Annotated in this window: 22 protein-coding genes; 14 read left to right on the forward strand and 8 right to left on the reverse strand. The window is 72.0% G+C overall.

Features of this window, described 5'->3' with window-relative positions; genetic code table 11:
- Positions 1–61 precede the first annotated feature (61 nt).
- From K7957_RS15755 to K7957_RS15765, 3 genes are all read right to left on the reverse strand, one after another.
- Positions 62–1,315 carry an aminotransferase class V-fold PLP-dependent enzyme gene (locus K7957_RS15755; RefSeq protein ID WP_223013099.1) on the reverse strand — a complete coding sequence of 418 codons (1,254 nt, stop codon included), beginning with the start codon at positions 1,313–1,315 and terminating at the stop codon, positions 62–64.
- Positions 1,315–3,702 (reverse strand): TonB-dependent receptor plug domain-containing protein, encoded by a 2,388-nt coding sequence (locus K7957_RS15760; protein ID WP_223013101.1) that lies wholly within the window; start codon positions 3,700–3,702, stop codon positions 1,315–1,317. Before K7957_RS15760 ends, K7957_RS15755 begins: the two co-directional genes overlap by 1 nt.
- A 147-nt stretch (positions 3,703–3,849) precedes the next feature.
- Complete coding sequence (locus K7957_RS15765; protein WP_246617172.1) at positions 3,850–4,269, reverse strand: alkaline phosphatase; 420 nt, start codon at positions 4,267–4,269, stop codon at positions 3,850–3,852.
- A gap of 327 nt (positions 4,270–4,596) precedes the next feature.
- Between K7957_RS15765 and K7957_RS15770 the strand changes: the two genes are divergently transcribed.
- The 3 genes from K7957_RS15770 to gmk all read left to right on the forward strand — a co-directional run bounded on the left by K7957_RS15770 (position 4,597) and on the right by gmk (position 7,055).
- Positions 4,597–5,421, forward strand: coding sequence for a hypothetical protein (locus K7957_RS15770; RefSeq protein ID WP_223013104.1), 825 nt, complete (start codon positions 4,597–4,599; stop codon positions 5,419–5,421).
- Positions 5,412–6,197 carry a metallophosphoesterase family protein gene (locus K7957_RS15775; protein ID WP_343228433.1) on the forward strand — a complete coding sequence of 262 codons (786 nt, stop codon included), beginning with the start codon at positions 5,412–5,414 and terminating at the stop codon, positions 6,195–6,197. The genes K7957_RS15770 and K7957_RS15775 overlap by 10 nt, the downstream gene beginning before the upstream one ends.
- 198 nt (positions 6,198–6,395) lie before the next feature.
- A complete protein-coding gene (gene gmk, locus K7957_RS15780; protein WP_223013106.1) occupies positions 6,396–7,055 on the forward strand; it encodes a guanylate kinase in 660 nt (219 codons plus the stop codon).
- A 146-nt stretch (positions 7,056–7,201) separates the two neighbouring features.
- On the opposite strand, the gene K7957_RS15785 is transcribed toward gmk, so the two are convergent.
- From K7957_RS15785 to K7957_RS15795, 3 genes are read right to left on the reverse strand one after another with little or no spacing between them, the layout of a single operon-like run.
- A complete protein-coding gene (locus K7957_RS15785) occupies positions 7,202–7,882 on the reverse strand; it encodes an ATP12 family chaperone protein (protein WP_223013108.1) in 681 nt (226 codons plus the stop codon).
- A complete protein-coding gene (locus tag K7957_RS15790) occupies positions 7,879–8,103 on the reverse strand; it encodes a hypothetical protein (protein WP_343228434.1) in 225 nt (74 codons plus the stop codon). Before K7957_RS15790 ends, K7957_RS15785 begins: the two co-directional genes overlap by 4 nt.
- Entirely contained in the window at positions 8,091–8,747 is a 657-nt protein-coding gene (locus K7957_RS15795) for an HAD-IA family hydrolase (RefSeq protein WP_223013110.1), read from the reverse strand. Before K7957_RS15795 ends, K7957_RS15790 begins: the two co-directional genes overlap by 13 nt.
- Before the next feature lie 185 nt (positions 8,748–8,932).
- On the opposite strand from K7957_RS15795, the gene K7957_RS15800 reads away from it, so the two are divergent.
- From K7957_RS15800 to K7957_RS15820, 5 genes are all read left to right on the forward strand, one after another.
- Positions 8,933–9,139: a hypothetical protein gene (locus K7957_RS15800; protein WP_223013112.1), complete on the forward strand. Its 207-nt coding sequence runs from the start codon at positions 8,933–8,935 to the stop codon at positions 9,137–9,139.
- A 251-nt stretch (positions 9,140–9,390) separates the two neighbouring features.
- Positions 9,391–10,179, forward strand: coding sequence for a crotonase/enoyl-CoA hydratase family protein (locus K7957_RS15805; RefSeq protein WP_223013114.1), 789 nt, complete (start codon positions 9,391–9,393; stop codon positions 10,177–10,179).
- A 127-nt stretch (positions 10,180–10,306) separates the two neighbouring features.
- The gene (locus tag K7957_RS15810) at positions 10,307–10,612 is read left to right on the forward strand and encodes a glycine zipper 2TM domain-containing protein (protein ID WP_183921641.1); all 306 of its coding nucleotides are present in this window, start codon (positions 10,307–10,309) and stop codon (positions 10,610–10,612) included.
- 105 nt (positions 10,613–10,717) lie between these two features.
- Positions 10,718–11,146, forward strand: coding sequence for an OsmC family protein (locus K7957_RS15815; RefSeq protein WP_223013116.1), 429 nt, complete (start codon positions 10,718–10,720; stop codon positions 11,144–11,146).
- A gap of 95 nt (positions 11,147–11,241) precedes the next feature.
- Positions 11,242–11,808 (forward strand): glycine zipper 2TM domain-containing protein, encoded by a 567-nt coding sequence (locus tag K7957_RS15820; protein ID WP_223013119.1) that lies wholly within the window; start codon positions 11,242–11,244, stop codon positions 11,806–11,808.
- 64 nt (positions 11,809–11,872) lie between these two features.
- On the opposite strand, the gene K7957_RS15825 is transcribed toward K7957_RS15820, so the two are convergent.
- Positions 11,873–12,094: a hypothetical protein gene (locus K7957_RS15825; protein ID WP_223013121.1), complete on the reverse strand. Its 222-nt coding sequence runs from the start codon at positions 12,092–12,094 to the stop codon at positions 11,873–11,875.
- Positions 12,095–12,518: 424 nt separating this feature from the next.
- Here K7957_RS15825 and crcB point away from each other — a divergent pair, with 424 nt between their 5' ends.
- The 5 genes from crcB to K7957_RS15850 all read left to right on the forward strand — a co-directional run bounded on the left by crcB (position 12,519) and on the right by K7957_RS15850 (position 15,625).
- Positions 12,519–12,893, forward strand: coding sequence for a fluoride efflux transporter CrcB (gene crcB, locus K7957_RS15830; RefSeq protein WP_223013123.1), 375 nt, complete (start codon positions 12,519–12,521; stop codon positions 12,891–12,893).
- Complete coding sequence (locus K7957_RS15835) at positions 12,890–14,035, forward strand: RluA family pseudouridine synthase (RefSeq protein WP_223013125.1); 1,146 nt, start codon at positions 12,890–12,892, stop codon at positions 14,033–14,035. Before crcB ends, K7957_RS15835 begins: the two co-directional genes overlap by 4 nt.
- Positions 14,036–14,146: 111 nt before the next feature.
- Positions 14,147–14,596, forward strand: coding sequence for a PaaI family thioesterase (locus K7957_RS15840; protein ID WP_183920601.1), 450 nt, complete (start codon positions 14,147–14,149; stop codon positions 14,594–14,596).
- Positions 14,593–14,976 carry a PaaI family thioesterase gene (locus tag K7957_RS15845; RefSeq protein ID WP_223013126.1) on the forward strand — a complete coding sequence of 128 codons (384 nt, stop codon included), beginning with the start codon at positions 14,593–14,595 and terminating at the stop codon, positions 14,974–14,976. Before K7957_RS15840 ends, K7957_RS15845 begins: the two co-directional genes overlap by 4 nt.
- A 10-nt stretch (positions 14,977–14,986) precedes the next feature.
- A complete protein-coding gene (locus tag K7957_RS15850) occupies positions 14,987–15,625 on the forward strand; it encodes a trimeric intracellular cation channel family protein (protein ID WP_223013128.1) in 639 nt (212 codons plus the stop codon).
- A 62-nt stretch (positions 15,626–15,687) separates the two neighbouring features.
- Here K7957_RS15850 and K7957_RS15855 read toward each other — a convergent pair whose 3' ends face one another.
- The gene (locus tag K7957_RS15855; RefSeq protein ID WP_223013129.1) at positions 15,688–16,446 is read right to left on the reverse strand and encodes a Crp/Fnr family transcriptional regulator; all 759 of its coding nucleotides are present in this window, start codon (positions 16,444–16,446) and stop codon (positions 15,688–15,690) included.
- Between the two features lie 144 nt (positions 16,447–16,590).
- Here K7957_RS15855 and K7957_RS15860 point away from each other — a divergent pair, with 144 nt between their 5' ends.
- The gene (locus tag K7957_RS15860) at positions 16,591–20,019 is read left to right on the forward strand and encodes an amidohydrolase family protein (protein WP_223013130.1); all 3,429 of its coding nucleotides are present in this window, start codon (positions 16,591–16,593) and stop codon (positions 20,017–20,019) included.
- Positions 20,020–20,162 lie beyond the last annotated feature (143 nt).

The raw sequence follows: 20,162 nt of genomic DNA on the forward strand, positions 1-20,162 counted from the left end.
ACTGACGCGCCGTGACCACGGCCCGGGTCGCGGTGCCCCGACACGGACGCGCTCGTCGCGGTCACGCCGTTCGAACGATCTCCGCGAGGGCGGCGGCGAGCGCGTCGACGTCGGACGCCACGGTGAACAGCGCGGGCGTGACGCGGACGCAGGCGCCTTTGGCCGCGCCATCGCGATGGACCGTGAAGATGCGGTGACGGTCGAGCAGTCTCGCGGCCAACGCCATATTGCCCTTCGTGTCGGCGACGCCGCGCAGCCGGAGCGAGGTGATCCCGCCGTGCAGCGCCGGGTCGTCGGGCGTGAGTACATCGACGCCCTCGATCTGGCGCGCCGCGGCGACCCAGCGGTCGCGCAGCCAGCGCAGCCGCGCGGCGCGGCGCGGGCGACCGATCGCGCGTTGGAACGCGAGCGCCGCGGGCACGGTCAGCTGCGCCGCATAGTCGAGCGTGCCGGTGTGGACCCGATGGCGAAGCGAGTCCGCGCCGCCGGGCTCCTCGGCCGGGTCGCGATCGATCCTCGCGAGCGCAACACCGCGAATATGGATCATCCCGACGCCCAAGGGCGCGCCCAGCCATTTATGGCCGTTCAGGCCGACGAAATCGCAGTCGAGGTCCGGTAGCGTGAAATCGAGCTGCTGCCAGCTATGCGCGGCGTCGACGATCACGTCGATGCCGCGCGCCCTGGCCAAAGCGGCGATCTCACGCACTGGTAGCACTAGGCCGGTGCGATGACTCAGATGCGTCAGCAGGGCTAGGCGGAGGCGCGGCTCGGCGCGCATCGCGCGATCATAGGCGTCGATCAGGCTCGCGCGGGTGGCCGGCTCCGGCAGCGCGATCTTGATCACGCGCACATGACGACGCGACCCCAGACTCTGCATGCATGCCTGCATGCTGTCATAGTCCAGATCGGCGTACAGCACCGCGTCGCCGGGCTGAAGGCGATTATAGCCGAGGATCAACGCCTTTAACGCTTCCGTCGCGTTGCGCGTGAAGGCAATCTCCTCCGGCGGCACCCCGAGTTCGGCGGCGACATCTGCGCGCGCGGTCATCACGTCGCGGATCATGCCGCGCCGGGCGTAGAGGCTGGTGTCGCGGTTCACGCGGGCGACACAGTCCTGATACGCGCGCAGCACGGGCCGCGGCATTGCTCCCCAGTTGCCGTTCTCGAGCTGGATCACGTCGGTCGGGCGGTCGTAGGCCGCCGCGATGCCGGCCCAGTAAGCCTCCTCCTTCTCGATAGCGGCTCCGGCGACGCGGGTGGACGGCAGCGCTGTCGCGGCCACGCCGCCGGCGAGGAGGGCGCGACGGTCGAGCATTAGAAGCTGAACCCCAGACGGACGTAATACTGACCCCCGTCGGTGTCATAGGGCGCGTTGCGCGAGTAGATCAGACCGCGATTGGCCTGGTTGGTGGCCTCCGCGGGGTAAGTGTCGAAGACGTTCTCGGCGCCCGCCCGCAGCGACAGGTTGGGGGAGAGACGGTAGGTCAGCGACGCGTCGAACAGCGCGATGCCGCCGAAGCGCTGGAACAGCTCACCCGTGGCATTGCCTGTCACGTCGGTCCAGGCGCCGTAATAGCGCCCGCGCACCAGGAGCCCGACCGGACCGAGATCATAGCCCAGCGTGCCGGTGGCGTTGTGCTGCGGCAGCCGCTCCTCGAACACGCGCCGCTGCGTGGCGTTGGCGATCGCGGCGCTGGTGCCGCTGCGGACCCGCGTCTGATTGTAATTGTATGCCAGGCTCAGGTTGGCACGCCCGGGGCCGACCGCGCGCGCGTAGGTCAGCACCGCGTCGATGCCGCGAGTGCGCGTATCGAAGTCGTTGGTGAAATAGCTGATCGAGGTGAAGCGATCGGGATTGGGCAGCGCCGCCGGGATGGCGATCGTCGCGGACTGGCTGAAGCGGTCGTCGACGTCGATCTGGTACAGGTCGACCGTGGCGCCGAGCCCGACGTCGGTCTGGAAGACGAGCCCGCCGCTGATGTTCTTCGACGTCTCCGGCCGTAGCGGCGACGCGCCGAGCGCGACCGCGAGCGGGTCCGTGGGCGCGAGCCGGCCCTGATTGAAGACCTGCAGCGTGCGCGTGTCGAGCCCCTGGCTCACCACTCGCGTGTTAAGCTGCGCAGGCGTCGGCGCGCGGAAACCGGTCGAGTAGGTGGCGCGCACGCCGACCCAGCGCGCCGGATCGACCCGCGCGGACAGCTTGTAGGTGAATTTGTCGCCGAAGCTGGAGAAATCTTCGTAGCGCCCGGCCGCACCGAGCGAGATCTGCTCGATCGGTCGCCACGCCAGATCGACGTAGCCGGCGTAGCTGCGCTGGCGAAACACGCCCGCCTGCGCGGGACCGAAGCCGGGAAAGCCATTCGAATTGGGTGCCAGTCCCGTGGCCGCGCCGGGCCCGATGGCGTAGGAGGCGGGGTCGCCGGTGCCGACGATGTAGCGCTCGATCCGGCGCTCGCCGCCGAAGGCGACGTTGACCGGCTCGGCGCCGCCGACCGGCAGGCGATAGACGAGATCGGCGTTAAGGTTGAACTCGCGCTGGGTCAGCCGACCGAGATAGAAGCTGGCGGGGCTCAGCGGGCCGAGCGACGCGTTGAGGCTCTCGCCGAGCGTGTAGTCGATCCGGCTGCGACCCGCCGACGCGCTGAGATCGTAGCTGAGCCGCTCGCTCAACTCGCCGCCCAGGCCACTGGAGAGCTGGAGATCGGCGAAGTCGGTGCCGAAGCGCGGCGTGAAGCCGGCAGGGTAGAGGGTGGTGAAGCTGAAGCCCGGGAAGGCCCGGCTGGCGCCGTAGACGCTGGCGGTGCCGTCGGGGTTGCGCCAATTGAAGTCGGTCACGCCCTCGCCCTGCTGCACCGTGCCGAAAGCGTAGAGCGTCGCGACCGGCGCCAACGCGTAGTGGAGGTCAACCGCGCCGCGCACGCGCTCCTCGTCGGGCTGACCCCAGCGCTGGACCGGGTTCGGCAGCGCGATGGCGGGGTGCGCCGCCCGGAAAGCGATCGCGTCGGGGCGCTGGCGCGTGCGCGAGGTCGCTTCCGCATGATCGAACTGGCCGGTGAACACGATCGCGCCGCGATCGCCGAGCGCGATGCCCCCGCGGGCGCCGGTCTGATACTCGTTGCCGTCGCCCTCGTGATATTGCGAGAACTGGCCGAACGCCTCCATGCCCGGCGCGTCGTCGAGGATGATGTTGATGACGCCCGCGATCGCGTCTGAGCCATATTGGGCCGAGGCACCGTCGCGCAGCACCTCGATCCGCTTGATCGCGAGCGAGGGGATGCTGGCGAGGTCGGGCGACTGCGCGCCGCGCGTGCCGAGCAGTGCTGAGCGATGGTAGCGCTTGCCGTTCACCAGCACGAGCGTCTGGTCAGCCGACAGGCCGCGCAGCGACGCCGGCCGTACGAACGCCTGGCCGTCCGCGGCGGGCAGGCGCTGGACGTTGAACGACGGCAGCAGTTGCGCGAGGTTGTCGTTGACGTCGCTCGACACGCTCGATCGCACCAGCGCCTCGGACAGGACGTCGACGGGGGCGAGCGCGTCATAGCGCGTGCGGCCGCGCTCGCGCGTGCCGGTCACCACGACCTCGTCCTGCGCGGTCGTCGTGCTGGCACCGGCGACCGGCGTGTCCTCGACCGCCTGCGCCCAGGCGTCGGACGCACCAAGGCAGTGCAGCGCGATCACCGCGCAGCTCGTCGCGAACCTCATGATATCTCCCGCCGCGGCTATATCGGCACGCGTTCACAGCGCGTTAGAAGCGCCACATGTCACGTCGATAACTTCAAGGTGTCAGAATGATTACCCGCGCCGCGCACCGCGCCGGGTTCAGCGCCACCGTAACGACCCTCGCTCTCCTCATCTCAGCTTCAGCGCGTCGCGGATGATGTAGGGCAGGTCGGTCTGGTCGAGCAGGCCGCTGACATTGACCGCGCACGGCCCGTAAGCCGCGACGCGCAGCTGCGTGCCGGTATGCCCCTGCGAGCCTTCCTCCGCCGTGCCGCAGTTGACCGTGATCACGCTGCCCTCGCGCGTGGTGAGCGCGGCGGTAAGACCGGGCGCGCGCGTGCCGTCGCCGACGATCTGGCTGGTATGGGCATGGTCGGCGGTGACGATCACCAGCGTGTGCCCGTCCGCCTCGACGAAGGCGAGCGCCTCCTGCACCGCCTCGTCGAGGTCGACCGTCTCACCGATCTGGCCGCAGGGATCGGCGCCTTGCGCCAGCGTTGGCTGCACGGTGCCGGCGAGCAGCAGTGCGAGGATGAGGCGCGGAGTCATGCGGGTCTCCTGGGATCGATCGTGACCCGCCGGGCGGCGAGTCCGCGGCGGCGGCGGTTCGGCTGGGGGCGCGGACCGTCCGGTAACCGGGGCCGACCCGCGGGGCGGCCACCGCGATTGGACCCATCGAGTCTCGTCGCGCGCGACCAGCGCCTCGACCGACTGTTATGACCTGGTCGTGTCAGCCCGGTGACGATCGCGCGTCAGGATCGTTACGGCCCTGACGGGAGTTATCCGCGCGGCCGACGATCGGGCTCGGCCGGCGCCCCGATCAGCGTCGGGGCGGCATACAGCGTCGGTTCAGTGGCTTGGAACTAGGAAGCGGGCATGAGTGACCCAGAGCGTATCGCCGGCCGCGACGTGGCCGAGGACATGGCCGCATTGTTCGGATCCGGGGTCCGGCCGGCGCCGGCGACCCCGCCGCGCCCGCTGCCCGCGCGCTCGGCCCGGCGGGGGCGGTCGCTCGCGCTCGGCGCGGCCGGCCTGGCCGTTGCGGTGACCGCGGGGGTGCTCGCCGGTACCAGCGCGGTGGGCCCGGCGGTGAGTCGGCCGGCCGCGGCAGCGCCGAGCCGCGCCGCCGTGGCGCGGGCGATGCCGGACGCCGCGCCGTCGCGCGCCCCGGTGGCGCTACCGCCGACCGCGCTCGCCGACCTGCCCGCGGCGCTGCCGTCGCCCGCCGAGATCGCGCGCACCGCCGAGCACGCGCCGATCGATGATCGCGCCGCGCCACTCCCCGCGCTGGCGACGCCGGCGCCGGTCGCGCCGCGCTACACCGCGCCGCCGCGACCGGTCGCCGCGCCGCGCTTCGCGGCGGCGCCCCGCCTGCCGTCCGCCCCCACTGCACGTCCGGTGGCGGTGCGTGCCGTGTCGGGCAACGGCGAGGGCTGCCTCGACGATCCCTACTGCGCCGGCGAGCGGCTGTACGACGCCGACGGCGAGGTCGCGTCGGCCTATGCGGAGGCCACCCAGGCGGGGGTGAGCGCGCGGCTGCTGCGCGACTACCGCGGCGAGTGGCTGCGCGCGCGCCGGGTCGGGCGTAACCGGCCGCGCGAGGCGCTGCGCGTCTATGGCATGGTCGCCGCCGACCTGCGCATGCTCGCCACCGACCCGGGCGAGGACTCGCGCGGGAACGGGCGGAGCACGTGGCGCTGATCACGCTGCGCCACGAGCGCCACGCCGCCCCGGCGGGCGCGCGCCCCGGCGATCGGCCGCTCTACGCGATCGGCGATATCCACGGCTGCTACGACCATCTCCACGCCCTGCTCGCCTGGGTCGCGCGCGACGCGGGCGAGCGCTCGCCCGGGGTTGCCCCGGTGCTGGTGCTGCTGGGCGACTATGTCGACCGCGGGCCCGATTCGGCCAAGGTGCTCGCCGCGCTGGCGTGGCTGGCGCGCTCCAGCGCGATCACCGCGCGGCTGCTCGAGGGCAATCACGAGGCGATGTTCCGTCTGTTCATGGAGCGGCCCGCGATGCACGGCCAGTGGCTGCGCTACGGCGGCTCGGAGACGCTGCGTTCCTACGGCGTCGCACCCCCCGAGCATGAGGAGGAGGCCGACGGCGGCGTTCTGACCGCGCTGCGCGACCGCCTGTTCGATGCCATGCCGGTGGCGCATTATCGCCTGCTCGAGCGGCTCGAGCCGATGGTGCGCGTCGGCGATTATACCTTCGTCCACGCCGGGGTGCGGCCGGGCGTGTCGCTGCGCGCGCAGGAGCGCGACGACCTGCTGTGGATCCGCGACGAGTTCCTCGATCACCCGCGCCCGGCCGAGACGATCGTCGTGCACGGCCATACCTGGGCGAACGAGCGCGCGGTGCTGCTGCCGTACCGGATCGGGCTCGACACCGGCGCCTACGAGACCGGCGTGCTCTCGGCGCTGCGGATCGACGCCGAGGGGCTGGCGATCGTCCAGGCGGTCGCCGCTGGCTAAACAGCGGACGGTCGTAGTAATCTGGTGCTCCGATGCGCGCCCGAGCCGAGGGCCTTGAGGGGAAACGTCCATGGCCCTGGGCTCCTGCTCCCGCAGGAGCACGGCGGGGCTAGAACGAAGCCGGGTCGCGCGGTAAGCCGCTGGCGCGCGCGGACGCTTTGCCTTGACGCGCCGCGACCGCGCGGGGCATCAGCCGGCATGGATTCCGCCCCCCCCGCCGACCCGCACCATATGAAGCGCCGCGGTTTGCTGTTCGTCCTCTCCTCGCCCTCGGGCGCGGGCAAGTCGACGATCGCGCGGATGCTGCTGGCGAGCGAGTCCGAGCTGTCGCTGTCGGTCTCCGCCACCACGCGCGCGATGCGGCGCGGCGAGGAGGACGGGCGCGACTATCATTTCGTCTCGCTCGACCGCTTCCGCGAGATGGCGTCCAACCACGAGTTCCTGGAATGGGCGCATGTGTTCGACCAGCGCTACGGCACGCCGCGCGCGCCGGTCGAGGCGATGCTGGCGGCGGGCAAGGACGTGCTGTTCGACATCGACTGGCAGGGCGCGCAGCAGCTCCACCAGATCGCGGGCGGCGACGTGGTGCGCGTCTTCATCCTGCCGCCCTCGATGGAGGAGCTGCGCCGCCGGCTCGAGGGCCGCGCCACCGACGCGCAGGACATCATCGACCGCCGCATGGCGCGGGCCGACGCCGAGATCAGCCACTGGGACGGCTATGACTATGTGCTCGTCAACGACGAGGTCGAGAGCTGCTTCGCCAAGGTGAGGACGATCCTGGCGGCGGAGCGGCTCAGGCGCTCGCGCCAGACCGGGCTGATCGGCTTCATCAGGAAGCTGCGCACGCCGACGGGGTGAGGGGCGGGCCCGGCGCGGTGTAGCGTGTCCGCCCTCTGAGCGACCGTGCTCCTGCGCACGCAGGAGCCCAGGGTCGCAGGCGTCACCCCCGGTGGCCCTGGGCTCCGGCGTGCGCCGGAGCACGCTCGCTCCCCGAGCGGCAAGGTCTACAGCGCCGCGAGGAACGCCGCGCCCGCGTCATAGTCGCGCCGCCGCGCCTCGGTCGCCGCGACGGCGAGCGGGTCCTCGCCCCAATGCTCGGCCTGCCAGCGCTCGTCGAGCGTGGCCGCGTCCCACAGGGTCTCGGCCGACACCGCGCCCTCGGCGAGTGCGAGCGCGCCCACCAGCGTGCCCGTCACCGTCACCAGCGGCGACAGCGCGGCGAGCGCGAAGGCGTCGCGGCTCGCCACCGCCTCGCCGAGCCGCGCCAGCGTCGCGGCCGGCTGCGCCCGGTGCATGACCCCGGTGACGAGTTCGAAGTGGACGTCGTAGCGCTCGCGCGCCCAGGCGAGCAGCGGGTCCCAGGCGGCGGCCTGGCGCTCGACCAGTGCCAAGGGGGCGTCGGCGCGGTAGCAGAGCAGGTCGCTCTCGGCGTAGCGCGCGAGGCCCGCCGCGAAGTCGGCGCGTGCCGCCGCGATCCGGTCGATCGCGGCGTTGGCGAGCCCGGTCAGCGGCATGGCGCGCGGGTCGAGCGTCTCACCCACCGCGCGCCACTCGTCCGCGACCAGCGCGGCCAGCGCCGCGCTCGGCAGCGCCAGCGCCACGCGCCCGGGGGTGCGCACGGGGCGATCGTCGAGCCGGACGACGCGCTCGCCGTCGACCGTCACCTCGCGCCAGAAGCGCCTCATCGCTCGCTCCGCCAGCGCGCCGCGAGCGCGCGCGGCACCGTCGCCATCACCCACAACGCCGAGAGCACGATGGCGACGCCGAGCAGCCGCGTCGGCGTCGTCACCGCGCGGCCGAGCAGCACCACGCCGAGGATCGCGCCGAAGCTCGCCGCCAGCCGAACGCCGACGAGCGCGAGCCAGCGCGCCACGGCGGGGTCGCTCGGCGCGCTCACACGCAGCACCCGGCGAGCTCGTCGCAGCGCCGCGCCATCGCCTGCGCGCCCGCCGCCCACAACGCCTCCTCGCGGTGGTAGCCCCAGGTGACGCCGATCGCGCGCACGCCCGCGGCGTGTGCCATGGCCATGTCGAAGCTGGTGTCGCCGATCATCACCGTCATATGGGGCGCCGCTCCGGCCTGCGCCATCGCCGCGTGGAGCATCGACGGGTGCGGCTTGGACGGGTGACGGTCGGCGGTCTGCAGCGTGACGAAGCGCTCGGTCAGCCCGTGATGCGCGAGCAGCAGCGCGAGCCCGCGATCGGACTTGCCGGTGGCGACGCCGAGCCGCCATCCCGCGGCCGCGAGCGTGTCGAGCGCGTCGACCAGCCCGTCGTACAGCGGCTCGGGGTCGAGCGCCGCCTCGGCGCGCATGCGCTGGAAGGCGGCCTTGTAGTCGTCGGCGAGCACCGCGTGACGCGTCGCGCCCGCTTCGGGCGCGAGCACCGCCATCGCCTCGATCAGGCTGAGCCCGACGATGCCGCGGATCGACTCGCGCGCGGGTGCGGGCAGGCCGGCGGCTACGAAGGCGGCCTCCATCGCGCGGCAGATATTGGCCTGGCTGTCGACGAGCGTGCCGTCGCAGTCGAACACGGCGAGACGTGGGGACATGAGCGTGCGCTTAGGCCGCGCGGGTGGCGAGCGCCAGCCCGCTCCATGCTGCGACGCAGCGGCGAGGCGTGTGTCGGTCGCGGCGGAGTGCTCGTTAACCTCTTCGTAGGAGGGAACGAATATGGTTAAGCCAAGGCGGGCGTCGGGGGGCGGCCGCGTGGATGACCGATCACGAGGGTGTGGGAATGCTGGAAGCCGTTGCACTGACCTATGGCATGCTGCTGAGCTTCGTGCTCTCGGGCGCGTCGCAGAACCGCAAGCTGGCGCGGCCGAACCCGGCGGTGCTGAATTACGTCGGCTACGTCCTGTTCGGCGCGACCTGCGCGCTGACCGCGGCGCTGTCGGTCTACGCCGCCTGGGGGCTGGCGACCGGGCAGACGCTGTCGGTCTGACCGGCGCGGGGCGGTTCGCGCTCTGGCGAGCGGGGAGCAGGTCAACCGTCTGGATCCGGCGTCCCATCAGGGCGGACGATCCTTCCTCTCCTGTGGCGGGTGGCCGTTCCCTTTCCGCCGAGGACGGGGAGAGCGCAGGCGGGAACGGTTGCCGATCGCCGCGCGGCAAGTCCTTTCCATTGCCCGTTGACACCGGCCGCCACGCGGCCGTTCCTCTCGCGGATGGGCGTGGTGCGCGAGCGGAGGCGGCATTGGACGAGCGGGTGACGATCGCGCTGGAGGACGGCGTCGCCGACGTGCGGCTCGCGCGCGCCGACAAGATGAACGCGCTCGATCCGGCGATGTTCGCCGCGCTGGCGGCGGCGATCGACCGGCTCGCGGGCGTGCGCGGGCTGCGCGCGGTGGTGCTGTCGGGCGAGGGGCGCGGGTTCTGCGCCGGGCTCGACATGGCGGCGATGGCGGCGGGCGGCTCGGGGCTCGCGCTGGGCGAGCGCACGCGCGGCGCGAGCAACGACGTGCAATATGTCTGCACGGGCTGGCGCACGCTGCCCGTGCCGGTGATCGCCGCCGCGCACGGCGTCGCCTTCGGCGGCGGCTGCCAATTGCTCGCCGGCGCCGACGTGCGGGTGGCGCATCCCGACACGCGGCTGGCGATCCGCGAGGTGCACTGGGGGCTCGTTCCCGACATGGGCGGCTATGCCCTGTGGCGCGGCAGCGTGCGCGACGACGTGCTGCGGGAGCTGGTCTATACCGCGCGCGAGCTCGACGCCGCCGAGGCGCAGGCTTGCGGGCTGGTCACTTATCTGGACGAGGCACCGCGCGAGCGCGCACTGGCGATCGCGCGGGCCATCGCGGCGCGCAGCCCCGACGCGGTGCGCGCCGCCAAGCGGCTGTTCGCGCTCGCCGCCGACGCCGACGCGCCCGCCCTTCTCGCCGCCGAGAGCGCGGAGCAGCTCGCGCTGCTGCGCTCGCCCAACCAGGCGGAGGCGGTGCGCGCCAACCTGGAGAAGCGGCCGCCGCGATTCAGCGACGCGGGGTGAAGAGTCAATCGCCCCGCGGCGGGACGCGCGCAACACCATGAACGCCTCGTTGTTCCCGGTTCATGCAACCGCGCTACAAGCGACACGTTACGTCCCCAACATGAATTTCGAACGGGAGAAAGAAGTCATGCGTAAGCTGATGCTGGCCTTCGGTGCCGCCGCGATGGTCGCGCCGACGCTCGTCGCCACCACCGTCGATGCCGACGCGCAGCGCCGGTACAAGTATCGCGAGTGGCGCGGCAATGACGGTCGCCTGCGCTGCCGCAAGCCGGACGGCACGACCGGCCTCGTGGTCGGCGCGGTCGCGGGCGGTCTGCTCGGTCGCACCATCGACTCGCGCGGCGATCGCACCCTCGGCACCGTGCTGGGCGGCGTCGGCGGCGCGCTCGCGGGTCGCGAGATCGAGCGCAGCGGCAAGCGCCAGTGCCGCTGAAGCGGCGCCGCGGTTGAGCCTTTCGGCCTGACCGACGTTAGAGTGGCGCGGTCCGCGAGTGCGGGCCGCGCCTTTTCTCTTATGGTCCCAACGGGAGAGTGACTCATGCCCACGCGCGGTGGTTCGGCACGCTACGAAGGTCTCGGCAAGGACGGCAAGGGGTGGACCTCGACCCAGTCCAAGGCACTCGACGAGCAGCCCTATGGCTTCGGCACGCGCTTCGGCGACGAGCCCGGCACCAATCCCGAGGAGCTGATCGCGGCGGCGCACGCCAGCTGCTTCACCATGGCGCTGAGCTTCGCGCTCGCCGGCGCGGGCTATAACGACGGCACGCTCGAGACGAGCGCGCGAGTCACGGTCGACAAGGACGGCGACGGCTTCACCATCACCTCGTCCAAGCTCGACCTCACCGCGAAGATCCCCGGCATCGCGCCCGACGAGTTCGAGCGGATCGCCGAGGACGCCAAAGCGAACTGCCCGGTCTCCAAAGTGTTGAACGCGGAAGTGACGCTGACGCACAAGTTGGAGTCGTAAGTGTCTCTGAAGTGAACAAGAGGTAGTTTCCCGTTCACGCAACCGGAGGCGCGGCGGCGCCGTTGGTACGGCATCACTCTGTAGGGAGATCAGTGATGCGTATCATCCTCGCCGCCGCGCTCGCCGCCACGACCTTGGCCAGCGTCCCCGCCACGGCCGCGCCGCAGGACCCGCGCCGCGCCAACCGCGAGTATCGCGACGACGTGCGCGACGCGCGCCAGGAATATCGCGAGGATCTGCGCGGCGCCGACTCGCGCCGCGACGTGCGCGACGCGCGCCGCGAGTATCGCGACAATGTCCGCGACGCGCGGCGTGACCGCAACGAGCGGGTGCGCGACTGGCGCCGCTCGGCGCGCTACGACTATAACCGGTACGAGCCGGGGCAGCGCGCTTATTATGCCGACCGTTACTACCGCGACGGCCGCTACTATCGCGCCCGCGCGCTGAACCGCAACGACCGCATCTACCGCGGCTCGGACAACCGTTATTACTGCCGCCGCAACGACGGCACGACCGGGCTGATCGTCGGCGGTCTCGCCGGCGGCGCGCTCGGCAACATCATCGCCGGGGGCGGCTCGCGCCTGCTCGGCACAGCGATCGGCGCGGGCGGCGGCGCGCTGCTCGGCCAGCAGGTCGATCGCGGCCAAGTGGTTTGCCGCTGAGTCTTTCTCGGTTCAGTATCGCGTACGAGCGGGCCCCGGCAGCGATGCCGGGGCCCGTCTCGCGTCAGATGAAGCCGCCGCCGAGCATCAGCCGCAGCCCGAAGATCAGGATCAGCACGAGGTTGAGGTTGCGCCCGGTGTTGCGCGACGAGAGCGCACCCACGGCGGCGCCGACGACCGCGATCGGGATGACGAACCAATAGCCCCAGGCGAGGAAGGGGAGGAACGGCACGATGCCGAGCAGCAGCGCGACGAGGCCGATCAGGATCGAGAACAGGTTGAGCATGCGCGCAAGATGGCGGCCAGCGAGGTGTATTGCAAGGGTGAGACGGCGGTAGGCGTGCCCGCGGCGCGAGGCGCACGGTCGGGCGTTTGTCGCACGCTTAATGCCATGACTCTCGTAACCCCCAGCCGTCCGACCGTCATCCCTGCGGAGGCGGGAATGACGGTAGTGGGTGGGGCAGGTCGGGTGCGCCTCAGCTTCGGTCCTCGTTTGTGGCAACAAACGTCACCTCCATCGGTCGACCGTCGAGCGATTGATTGCCACGTCGCCATCGTCCACCGCCGACACTTCGCCCGTTTGCACCTCCGACGCGACGATCCCGCCACCACGTCGCCGCCGTGTCGCTCCCCCGCCGCGATCCCCCCTGCCGTCATCCACCGCACGCCCACCGATTTCCTTCGTCGGCGAAAAGGACTAGGGCGGCGCGATGAACTCCCTCTTTCTCGTCATGGCGGGCGGCGCGGTCGGTACGGCCGGGCGCTACCTGACCGGGCGCGCGATGACCGCCGCGCTCGGACCCGACTGGCCCTGGGGCACGCTGACCGTCAACCTGGTCGGCGGGCTGCTGATGGGGCTGCTCGTCGGCGCGCTCGCGCGCACCGGCGGGAGCGACCAGTGGCGGCTGCTGCTCGGCGTCGGCGTGCTCGGCGGCTTCACCACCTTCTCCGCCTTCGCGCTCGACGCCGCGACGATGATCGAGCGCGGCGCCGCGCTCGGCGCGCTCGGCTATGTGCTGGTCTCGGTGGTCGGCGCGATCGCGGCGGTGTTCGCCGGGCTCGCGCTGGTGCGGGTGGCGGCATGAGCGGCGAGGGCGTCCGCCAGTTCACCGTCGCGCTCGACGATGACGGGATCCGCGTCGACCGCTGGTGCAAGCGCCACCTCGACGGCACCAGCTTCACCACCGTCGCCAAATGGGCGCGCACCGGCCAGCTGCGGCTCGACGGCGCGCGCGTCGGCCCGGGCGACCGCGTCCAGGCCGGGCAGGTGCTGCGCGTGCCGCCGCCCGAGCCGGTCCGCGTCGACGCCAAGCCCGAGCGCCAGCGCGCCCCGCTCAGCGACGACGAGATCGCCTTCGCGCGCGAGCTGGTGATCCACCGCGACGCGCAGGCGTTGGTGCTCAACAAGCCTCCCGGCCTCGCCACGCAGGGCGGCACCAAGACCACCGCGCACGTCGACGGGCTGCTCGACGCCTTGCAGGACGAGTCGCAGGGCCGGCCCAAACTGGTCCACCGGCTCGACAAGGACACGTCGGGCGCATTGCTGGTGGCGCGCACGTCGCGCGCGGCGGCCTTCTTCGCCAAGGCCTTCTCCGGGCGAACCGCGAAAAAGGTCTATTGGGCGCTGATCGTCGACGTCCCTTCGATCGACGACGGTATGATCGAGCTGCCGATCGCCAAGCAGCCCGGCACCGGCGGCGAGAAGATGCACGTCGACGAGGCCGAGGGACAGTCGGCGCGGACGCGCTACCGTGTGATCGAGCGCGCCGGCAACCGCACCGCCTGGGTCGAGCTGCAGCCGTTGACGGGGCGAACGCACCAGCTGCGCGTCCATATGGCGGCGATCGGCCACCCGATCGTCGGCGACGGCAAATACGGCGGCCCGGCGGCGTTCCTCACCGGCGGGATCAGCCGCAAGATGCACCTCCACGCGCGCCGCATCCGCGTCGACCATCCCGATGGCGGCGAGATCGACGTCACCGCCGAACTGCCGTCGCACTTCTCCGAGAGTCTCGCCTCTCTGGGGTTCGAGGCGATGGCGGGCGACATGATGCCGCTCGACGAGCGCGCGCCGCCGACGCGCGAGGAGAAGAAGGCGCGCGCGCGGGCGCATGCCAAGACGGTGCGCAAGGAGCGCCGCGGCGAGCGGCGCTCGCGCGCGGGCGGCGAGGGCAAAGGCGGCGAGGGCAAAGGCGGCGAGGGCAGGGGCGGCGGCCGGCGCGGGTGAGGGGGAAGTCACAACGGTGTTCTGATTTCGGCGAGCCTCTCCCCTGAAGGGGACGGATGCATCTACTACGCCCCCGTTGCACCGCGCCGCCGCGCGTGTAGACGCTGGGCCATGGACCTCGACCCGGCCGCCGCGCTCAAGGCGCTCCAGAGCCGCAACTTCGGCGGGCACAGCGCGCGGCTGGGCATCCGCTACCACGATCGCGGGCCCGACTGGGTCGAGCTCGCGCTGCCCTTCTCGCCCGACCTGATCGGCGACGAGGACAGCGGCGTGCTCGCCTCGGGGCCGATCATCGCGCTGATGGACGTGGCGACCAGCATCGCGGTGTGGCAGCGCATCGCCGCCTTCGCGCCGCACGCCACGCTCGACCTGCGCATCGACTATCTCCGCCCGGCGCGCCCCGGCCAGACCGTGATCGGGCGCGCCGAGTGCCTCCGCGTGGCGCGCTCGATCGCCTTCACGCGCGGCATCGCGCACGACGGCGATCTCGCCGACCCGGTGGCGCATGTCGCCGCCACCTTCATGGTGCCGAGCGGCACCTATCCCAAGGTGGCGCCGTGAGGCTCCCGCCCTATGCCGAGCTGCTCGGTGCGTCGCTCGAGGTCGGCGACGACGGCGCGCCGCTGATCGTCATGCCGTTCGGCGAGGATGTCGTCGGCCGGCCCGGCTTCCTCCAGGGCGGGGCGATCTCGGGACTGCTCGAGGTCGCCGCCATCGCCGCGCTGCGCCACGCGCTGGCGGAGGAGGGCGGCGCGCGCGTCAAGCCGATCAACGTCACGGTCGACTTCATGCGCGGCGGACGCGATCACGTCACCCGCGCCGCGGGTACGATCACGCGGCTGGGCACGCGCGTCGCCAACGTCGAGGCGGTCGCGTGGCAGGACGATCGCGCCCGCCCGATCGCGGCGGCGCGGATGAATTATCTGATCGAGCGCGACTGAGGTCCGGCGCGTGACTCCGCCGCTTGAGCCAACGGTGCTGCTGCCGGCCTTCGCGCCCTATCTCGACGTGGCCGGGATCGCGGTGTTCGCCGCCTCGGGCGCGCTGGCCGCGGCGCGGCGCGCGCAGACGCCGGTGACGCTGGCCTTCTTCGCGCTGATCACCGGCGTCGGCGGGGGCACGGTGCGCGACCTGCTGATCGGCGCGCCGGTCTTCTGGGTGCATGATGCGCGGGTCGCCGCGGTATGTCTGGTGATGGCGGCGGTGATCTGGGCGACGCCCGAACGCTGGTGGCGCGGCGCCGCGCTCGACTGGTTCGACGCGGTCGGGCTCGCCGCCTATGCGGTGTACGGTGCGGCCAAGGCGCTGGGCTATGGCGTGCCGCCGGTGCCCGCCGCGCTGATGGGGGTGGTGACCGGCTGCGTCGGCGGCATCATCCGCGACGTGCTCGCGGGCGAGCCGTCGATCCTGATGCGCCCCGAGCTGTACGTCACCGCCGCGGCGCTGGCGGCGGGGCTGCATGTCGCGCTGCGCCAGCTCGGCGTGCCGCCGGTGGTGGCGGCGAGCGTCGCGGCGAGCGCGGGCTTCGCGCTGCGCGCCGCCGCGATCCGCTGGAAGCTGGCGCTGCCGGCCTACGGGGAGCGGGAGTAGATCCTCGCCGCGAGCGGGGAGGATCTTGGTTTCCCCGCGGGTGAGGAGGACCTAGAGAAAGCTCACGCCCCCGCCTGTCCGCCCACCAGCCAGCTCACGTCCTGCGCGGGCAGGCGCTCCTGCCGGCCCGAGATCGACTTGAGCCGCACCCGGTCGAGCAGCGTCACGCGCTGGCGGTGGCGCGCGATCAGCCCGGTGTCGACCAGCTGGCGGAAGATGCGATTGACGTGCACCGCGGTGAGCCCGAGGTGATCGCCGATCTGCTCCTGCGTCACCGGCAGCTCGAACTCGCTCACCTCGCCGCCGCCCAGTGCGCCGAGCCGCTCGGTCACGTCGAGCAGCAGCGCGGCGACGCGCGCCAGCGCGGGGGTGCGGCCGACCGCGGCGAGCCGGTCCATCAGCGCCACGCGCTCGCGCTGGATGCTCAGCAGCATCGCCGCGGCGAAGTGCGGCGAGCGCTGGAACAGGTCGCCGAAGGCGGTGAGCGACACGCGGCTGACGCTCGCGGGCGTCAGCGCGGTCAGCGTGTCGGCGGTGCGCTCGAGGCACATGCTGGGCGTGCCGAGCAGGTCGCCGGGCAGGTGGAACTTGGTGATCTGGCGATCGCCGCCCGGCAGCAGCACCGAGGAGGCAACCCAGCCGTCGAGCAGCAGGTAGATATAGCGAGGCGACTCTCCCTCGCGGCGCAGCACTGCGTGGCGCGCCAGGTGCATCGGCGGCTCACCCATCGCCTGGATCCGCTCGATATCACCGCTCGGCAGGACGATCGACTCATTGAACCGGTGGAGAGGCAGGCTGTGGAGCACGTACAATTCCCGCATAGACCAATCGTTACGCTAGCCGGTTCTTATCGGCTAAGACTCTGACGCATTTTAAGGAGTCATCGAAATTTCACGATACGACGCCTGCTTTCCCGCCGCGGTCGCACGCACTAACGTCCGGCGCGAAAGGGGAATCTCAACACAATGTCCCAGCGCGCTCTCACCGCCGTCGCCCTCTGTCTCCTCGCCGCCCAGCTCTCGGCCCCGCTTGCGGCACAGGTGAGCCCGCCGCCCAACGACCCGCCGGTGGCGCAGACCCAGGCGCCCGAGGACCAAGCGACCGCGCCGCTGCCCGACCAGGCCGGTCCGCTGCCGCCGCCGCGACCGACGGCGGGCGCCACCGCGGGCGAGAAGGCCAAGCCCGCCAAGTGGGACGTCAACGCGCCGCGCGGCCTGCGCACGCGCGAGGTGCGGATCGCCACCGACGAGGGCAGCTGGATGAACCTCGACGTCTCGCCCGACGGCCAGACGATCGCCTTCGACCTGCTCGGCGACATCTACACCGTGCCGATGACGGGCGGCACGCCGACGCGGGTCGCCGCGGGGCTCGCGTTCGAGCACCAGCCGCGCTTCTCGCCCGACGGGCGCCGCATCGCCTTCACCTCGGACCGCGGCGGCGGCGACAATATCTGGGTGATGAACCTGGACGGCAGCGACAAGCGCCAGGTCACCAAGGAGGACTTCCGGCTGCTCAACCAGCCGACGTGGAGCCCCGACGGGCGCTTCATCGTCGCCAAGAAGCATTTCACCACCGGCCGCTCGCTCGGCACCGGCGAGGTGTGGCTCTACCACGTCTCGGGCGGCGGCGGGGTGCAGCTGGTCAAGCGCGCCAGCGAGGTGCTGCAGAAGGAGCTGGGCGAGCCGATCTACGCGCCCGACGGCAAGAGCGTCTATTACACGCGCAACGTCTCGCCCGGCCCGATCTTCGAATATGCGCAGAACTCGCGCACCGACCTGTTCGACATCGAGCGGTACGACCTCGACAGCGGCGAGGTGACGACGGTCGTCTCGGGCGCGGGCGGCGCGGTGCGACCGACGCCGTCGCGCGACGGCAGGCGCATCGCCTTCGTGCGGCGCGACGACAATGTCTCGACCTTGTGGGTCAAGGACCTCGCCAGCGGCGAGGAGCGCAAGGTCTACGGCCCACTCGACCGCGACGTGCAGGAGACCTGGGCGGTCACCGGCGTCTATCCCAACATGGCCTGGACGCCGCGCGACGAGGCGATCGTCCTCTGGGCCGGCGGCAAGCTCCGCCGCGTGCCCGCTGGCGGCGGCGCGGCGAGCGTGATCCCGTTCCGCGTCGACGACACGCGCGTGGTGGTCGACTCGGTCCACCCGCAGATCGAGGTCGCGCCGGCGCGCTTCGCCACCAAGATGCCGCGCTGGGCCGAGGTCTCGCCCGATGGCCGCCAGGTGGTGTTCGAAACGCTGGGCAAGCTCTGGGTCAAGCCGCTCGCGGGCGGCGCGCCGAAGCGGCTGACGCGCGGCGACGAGGGCTTCGAGCTGTTCCCGAGCTGGTCGCGCGACGGCAGGCAGGTCGTCTTCGTCGGCTGGCGCGACGACACGCTCGGCCAGATCCGTACCGTCGCCGCGGGCGGCGGCACGGCGCGCACCGTCACCACCGCGGCGGGCACCTACCGCCGCCCGCGCTTCTCGCCCGACGGCAGGACGATCGTGTTCGAGCAGGGCCAGGGCGGGGAGCTCACCTCGCCGCGCGGCAACCCCGGCAGCGGCGTGTACCGCGTCGCGGTGGGCGGGGGCGCACCCGAGCGGGTGGCGCGCGACGCCGCCGAGCCGCAGTTCGGCGCGAGCGATGACCGCGTCTTCATGATCGCGAACGACGGCGGCAAGCGCCAGCTCGTCAGCACCGATCTGACCGGCGAGAACAAGCGGGTCCATGCCGCGGGCGAGCTGGTCAACGACTATCAGGTCTCGCCCAAGGGCGACTATGTCGCCTTCCGGCAGAATTACGAGGCGTTCGTGATGCCGCTGCTGCCGGGCAAGCAGGCGGTCGACGTCGACACCAAGGGCAGCGCGCTGCCGGCAACGCGGGTCAGCGCGGACGGCGCCGACTTCATCCACTGGTCTAACGGCGGCGAGCAGATCCACTGGAGCGCGGGGCCGGTGCTCTACACCGCGCAGACCGCGCAGCTGTTCCGCGCCGCGCCGGCGGAGGGGGGCGGCGCCGAGAAACGAGGGGGCGCGTCCTTCACCCCGCCGCGCACCGGCGTGTCGCTGTCGATGGAGGTGGACGCCGCGAAGCCGACCGGCACCGTAGCGCTCACCGGCGCGCGCGTCGTCACCATGGCAGGGGCGGACGGCGGCATCGTCGACGACGCCACCGTGCTGATCCGCGGCGACCGCATCGTCGCGGTCGGCCCGCGCGCGTCCGTCCCGATCCCCGCGGGAGCGAAGACGATCGACGTCAGCGGCAAGACGATCATCCCCGGGCTGGTCGACGCGCACGCGCACGGCCCGCAGGGCGACGACGAGCTGGTCCCGCAGCAGAACTGGTCGGCGATGGCCAATCTCGCGCTCGGCACGACGACGATCCACGATCCCTCGTCGCGCTCGGCCGAGATCTTCCCCGCCGCCGAGATGCAGCAGGCCGGGCTGGTGCTCGCGCCGCGCACCTTCTCCACCGGCGAGGTGATCTACGGCGCGAAGTCGCCCGACGTCTACGCGCAGATCGACGATTACGACGACGCGCTGGCGGTGGTGCGCCGGCTCAAGGCGGTGGGCGCGCACAGCGTCAAGAACTACAACCAGCCGCGCCGCGAGCAGCGCCAGATGGTGGTCGCCGCCGCGCAGGCCGAGAACATGGAGGTGGTGCCCGAGGGCGGCTCGCTGTTCACGCTCGACATGACGCTGGTGCAGGACGGCAATGCGACCGTCGAGCACAACGTCCCGCTCGAGACCTTCTACGGCGACGTGGTGCAGCTCTGGTCGCAGACCAAAGTAGGCTACACGCCGACGCTGGTGGTGGCCTATGGCGGGCCGGCGGGCGATCCGTACTGGCGCGCGCACATGGATGTGTGGCGGCATCCCTTGCTGTCGCGGCACGCCCCGCCGGCGCTGCTCGCGGCGCAGAACGCGCGGCGCGTGATCGCGCCCGAGAGCGATTATGTCGACGGCGTCACCGCGCGCGAGGCCAGGAAGCTCGCGGACAAGGGCGTGCCCGTCGCGATCGGCGCGCACGGCCAGCAGCCCGGGCTGGGCGCGCACTGGGAGCTGTGGAGCTTCGTGCGCGGCGGCATGACCCCGATCGAGGCGCTACGTGCGGGCACGATCGCCTCGGCGACGTCGCTCGGCTACGCCAGGGACGTCGGCTCGCTCGAGCCGGGCAAGCTCGCCGATCTGGTGGTGCTCGACGCCGATCCCACCGCGGACATTCGCAACAGCGACAAGGTGGCGCAGGTGATGCTGGGTGGCCGGCTGTACGACGCCGCGACGCTCAACGAGGTCGCTACCGGCACGCGCAAGCGCCAGCCGTACTGGTGGGAGCGCGCGGGCGACGCCAGCGGCGCGGCGGGGCGGCCGACGATCGGGCACGGCTTCGGCGACGTGGACTGAGCGAGGGGACGCGGTCTCTCAGGCGCACGCGTCGACTCACTTCCGTCATCCCGGACCAAGTCCGGGATGACGGAAGAAGAGGTCACCTGGTTCATCGTCTCCGAGCGCCTTACCCTGACTGGCGCATATCGCCCCGCTATGTC

The sequence above is a fragment of the Sphingomonas yunnanensis genome, from assembly GCF_019898765.1.
Taxonomy (GTDB): domain Bacteria; phylum Pseudomonadota; class Alphaproteobacteria; order Sphingomonadales; family Sphingomonadaceae; genus Sphingomonas; species Sphingomonas yunnanensis.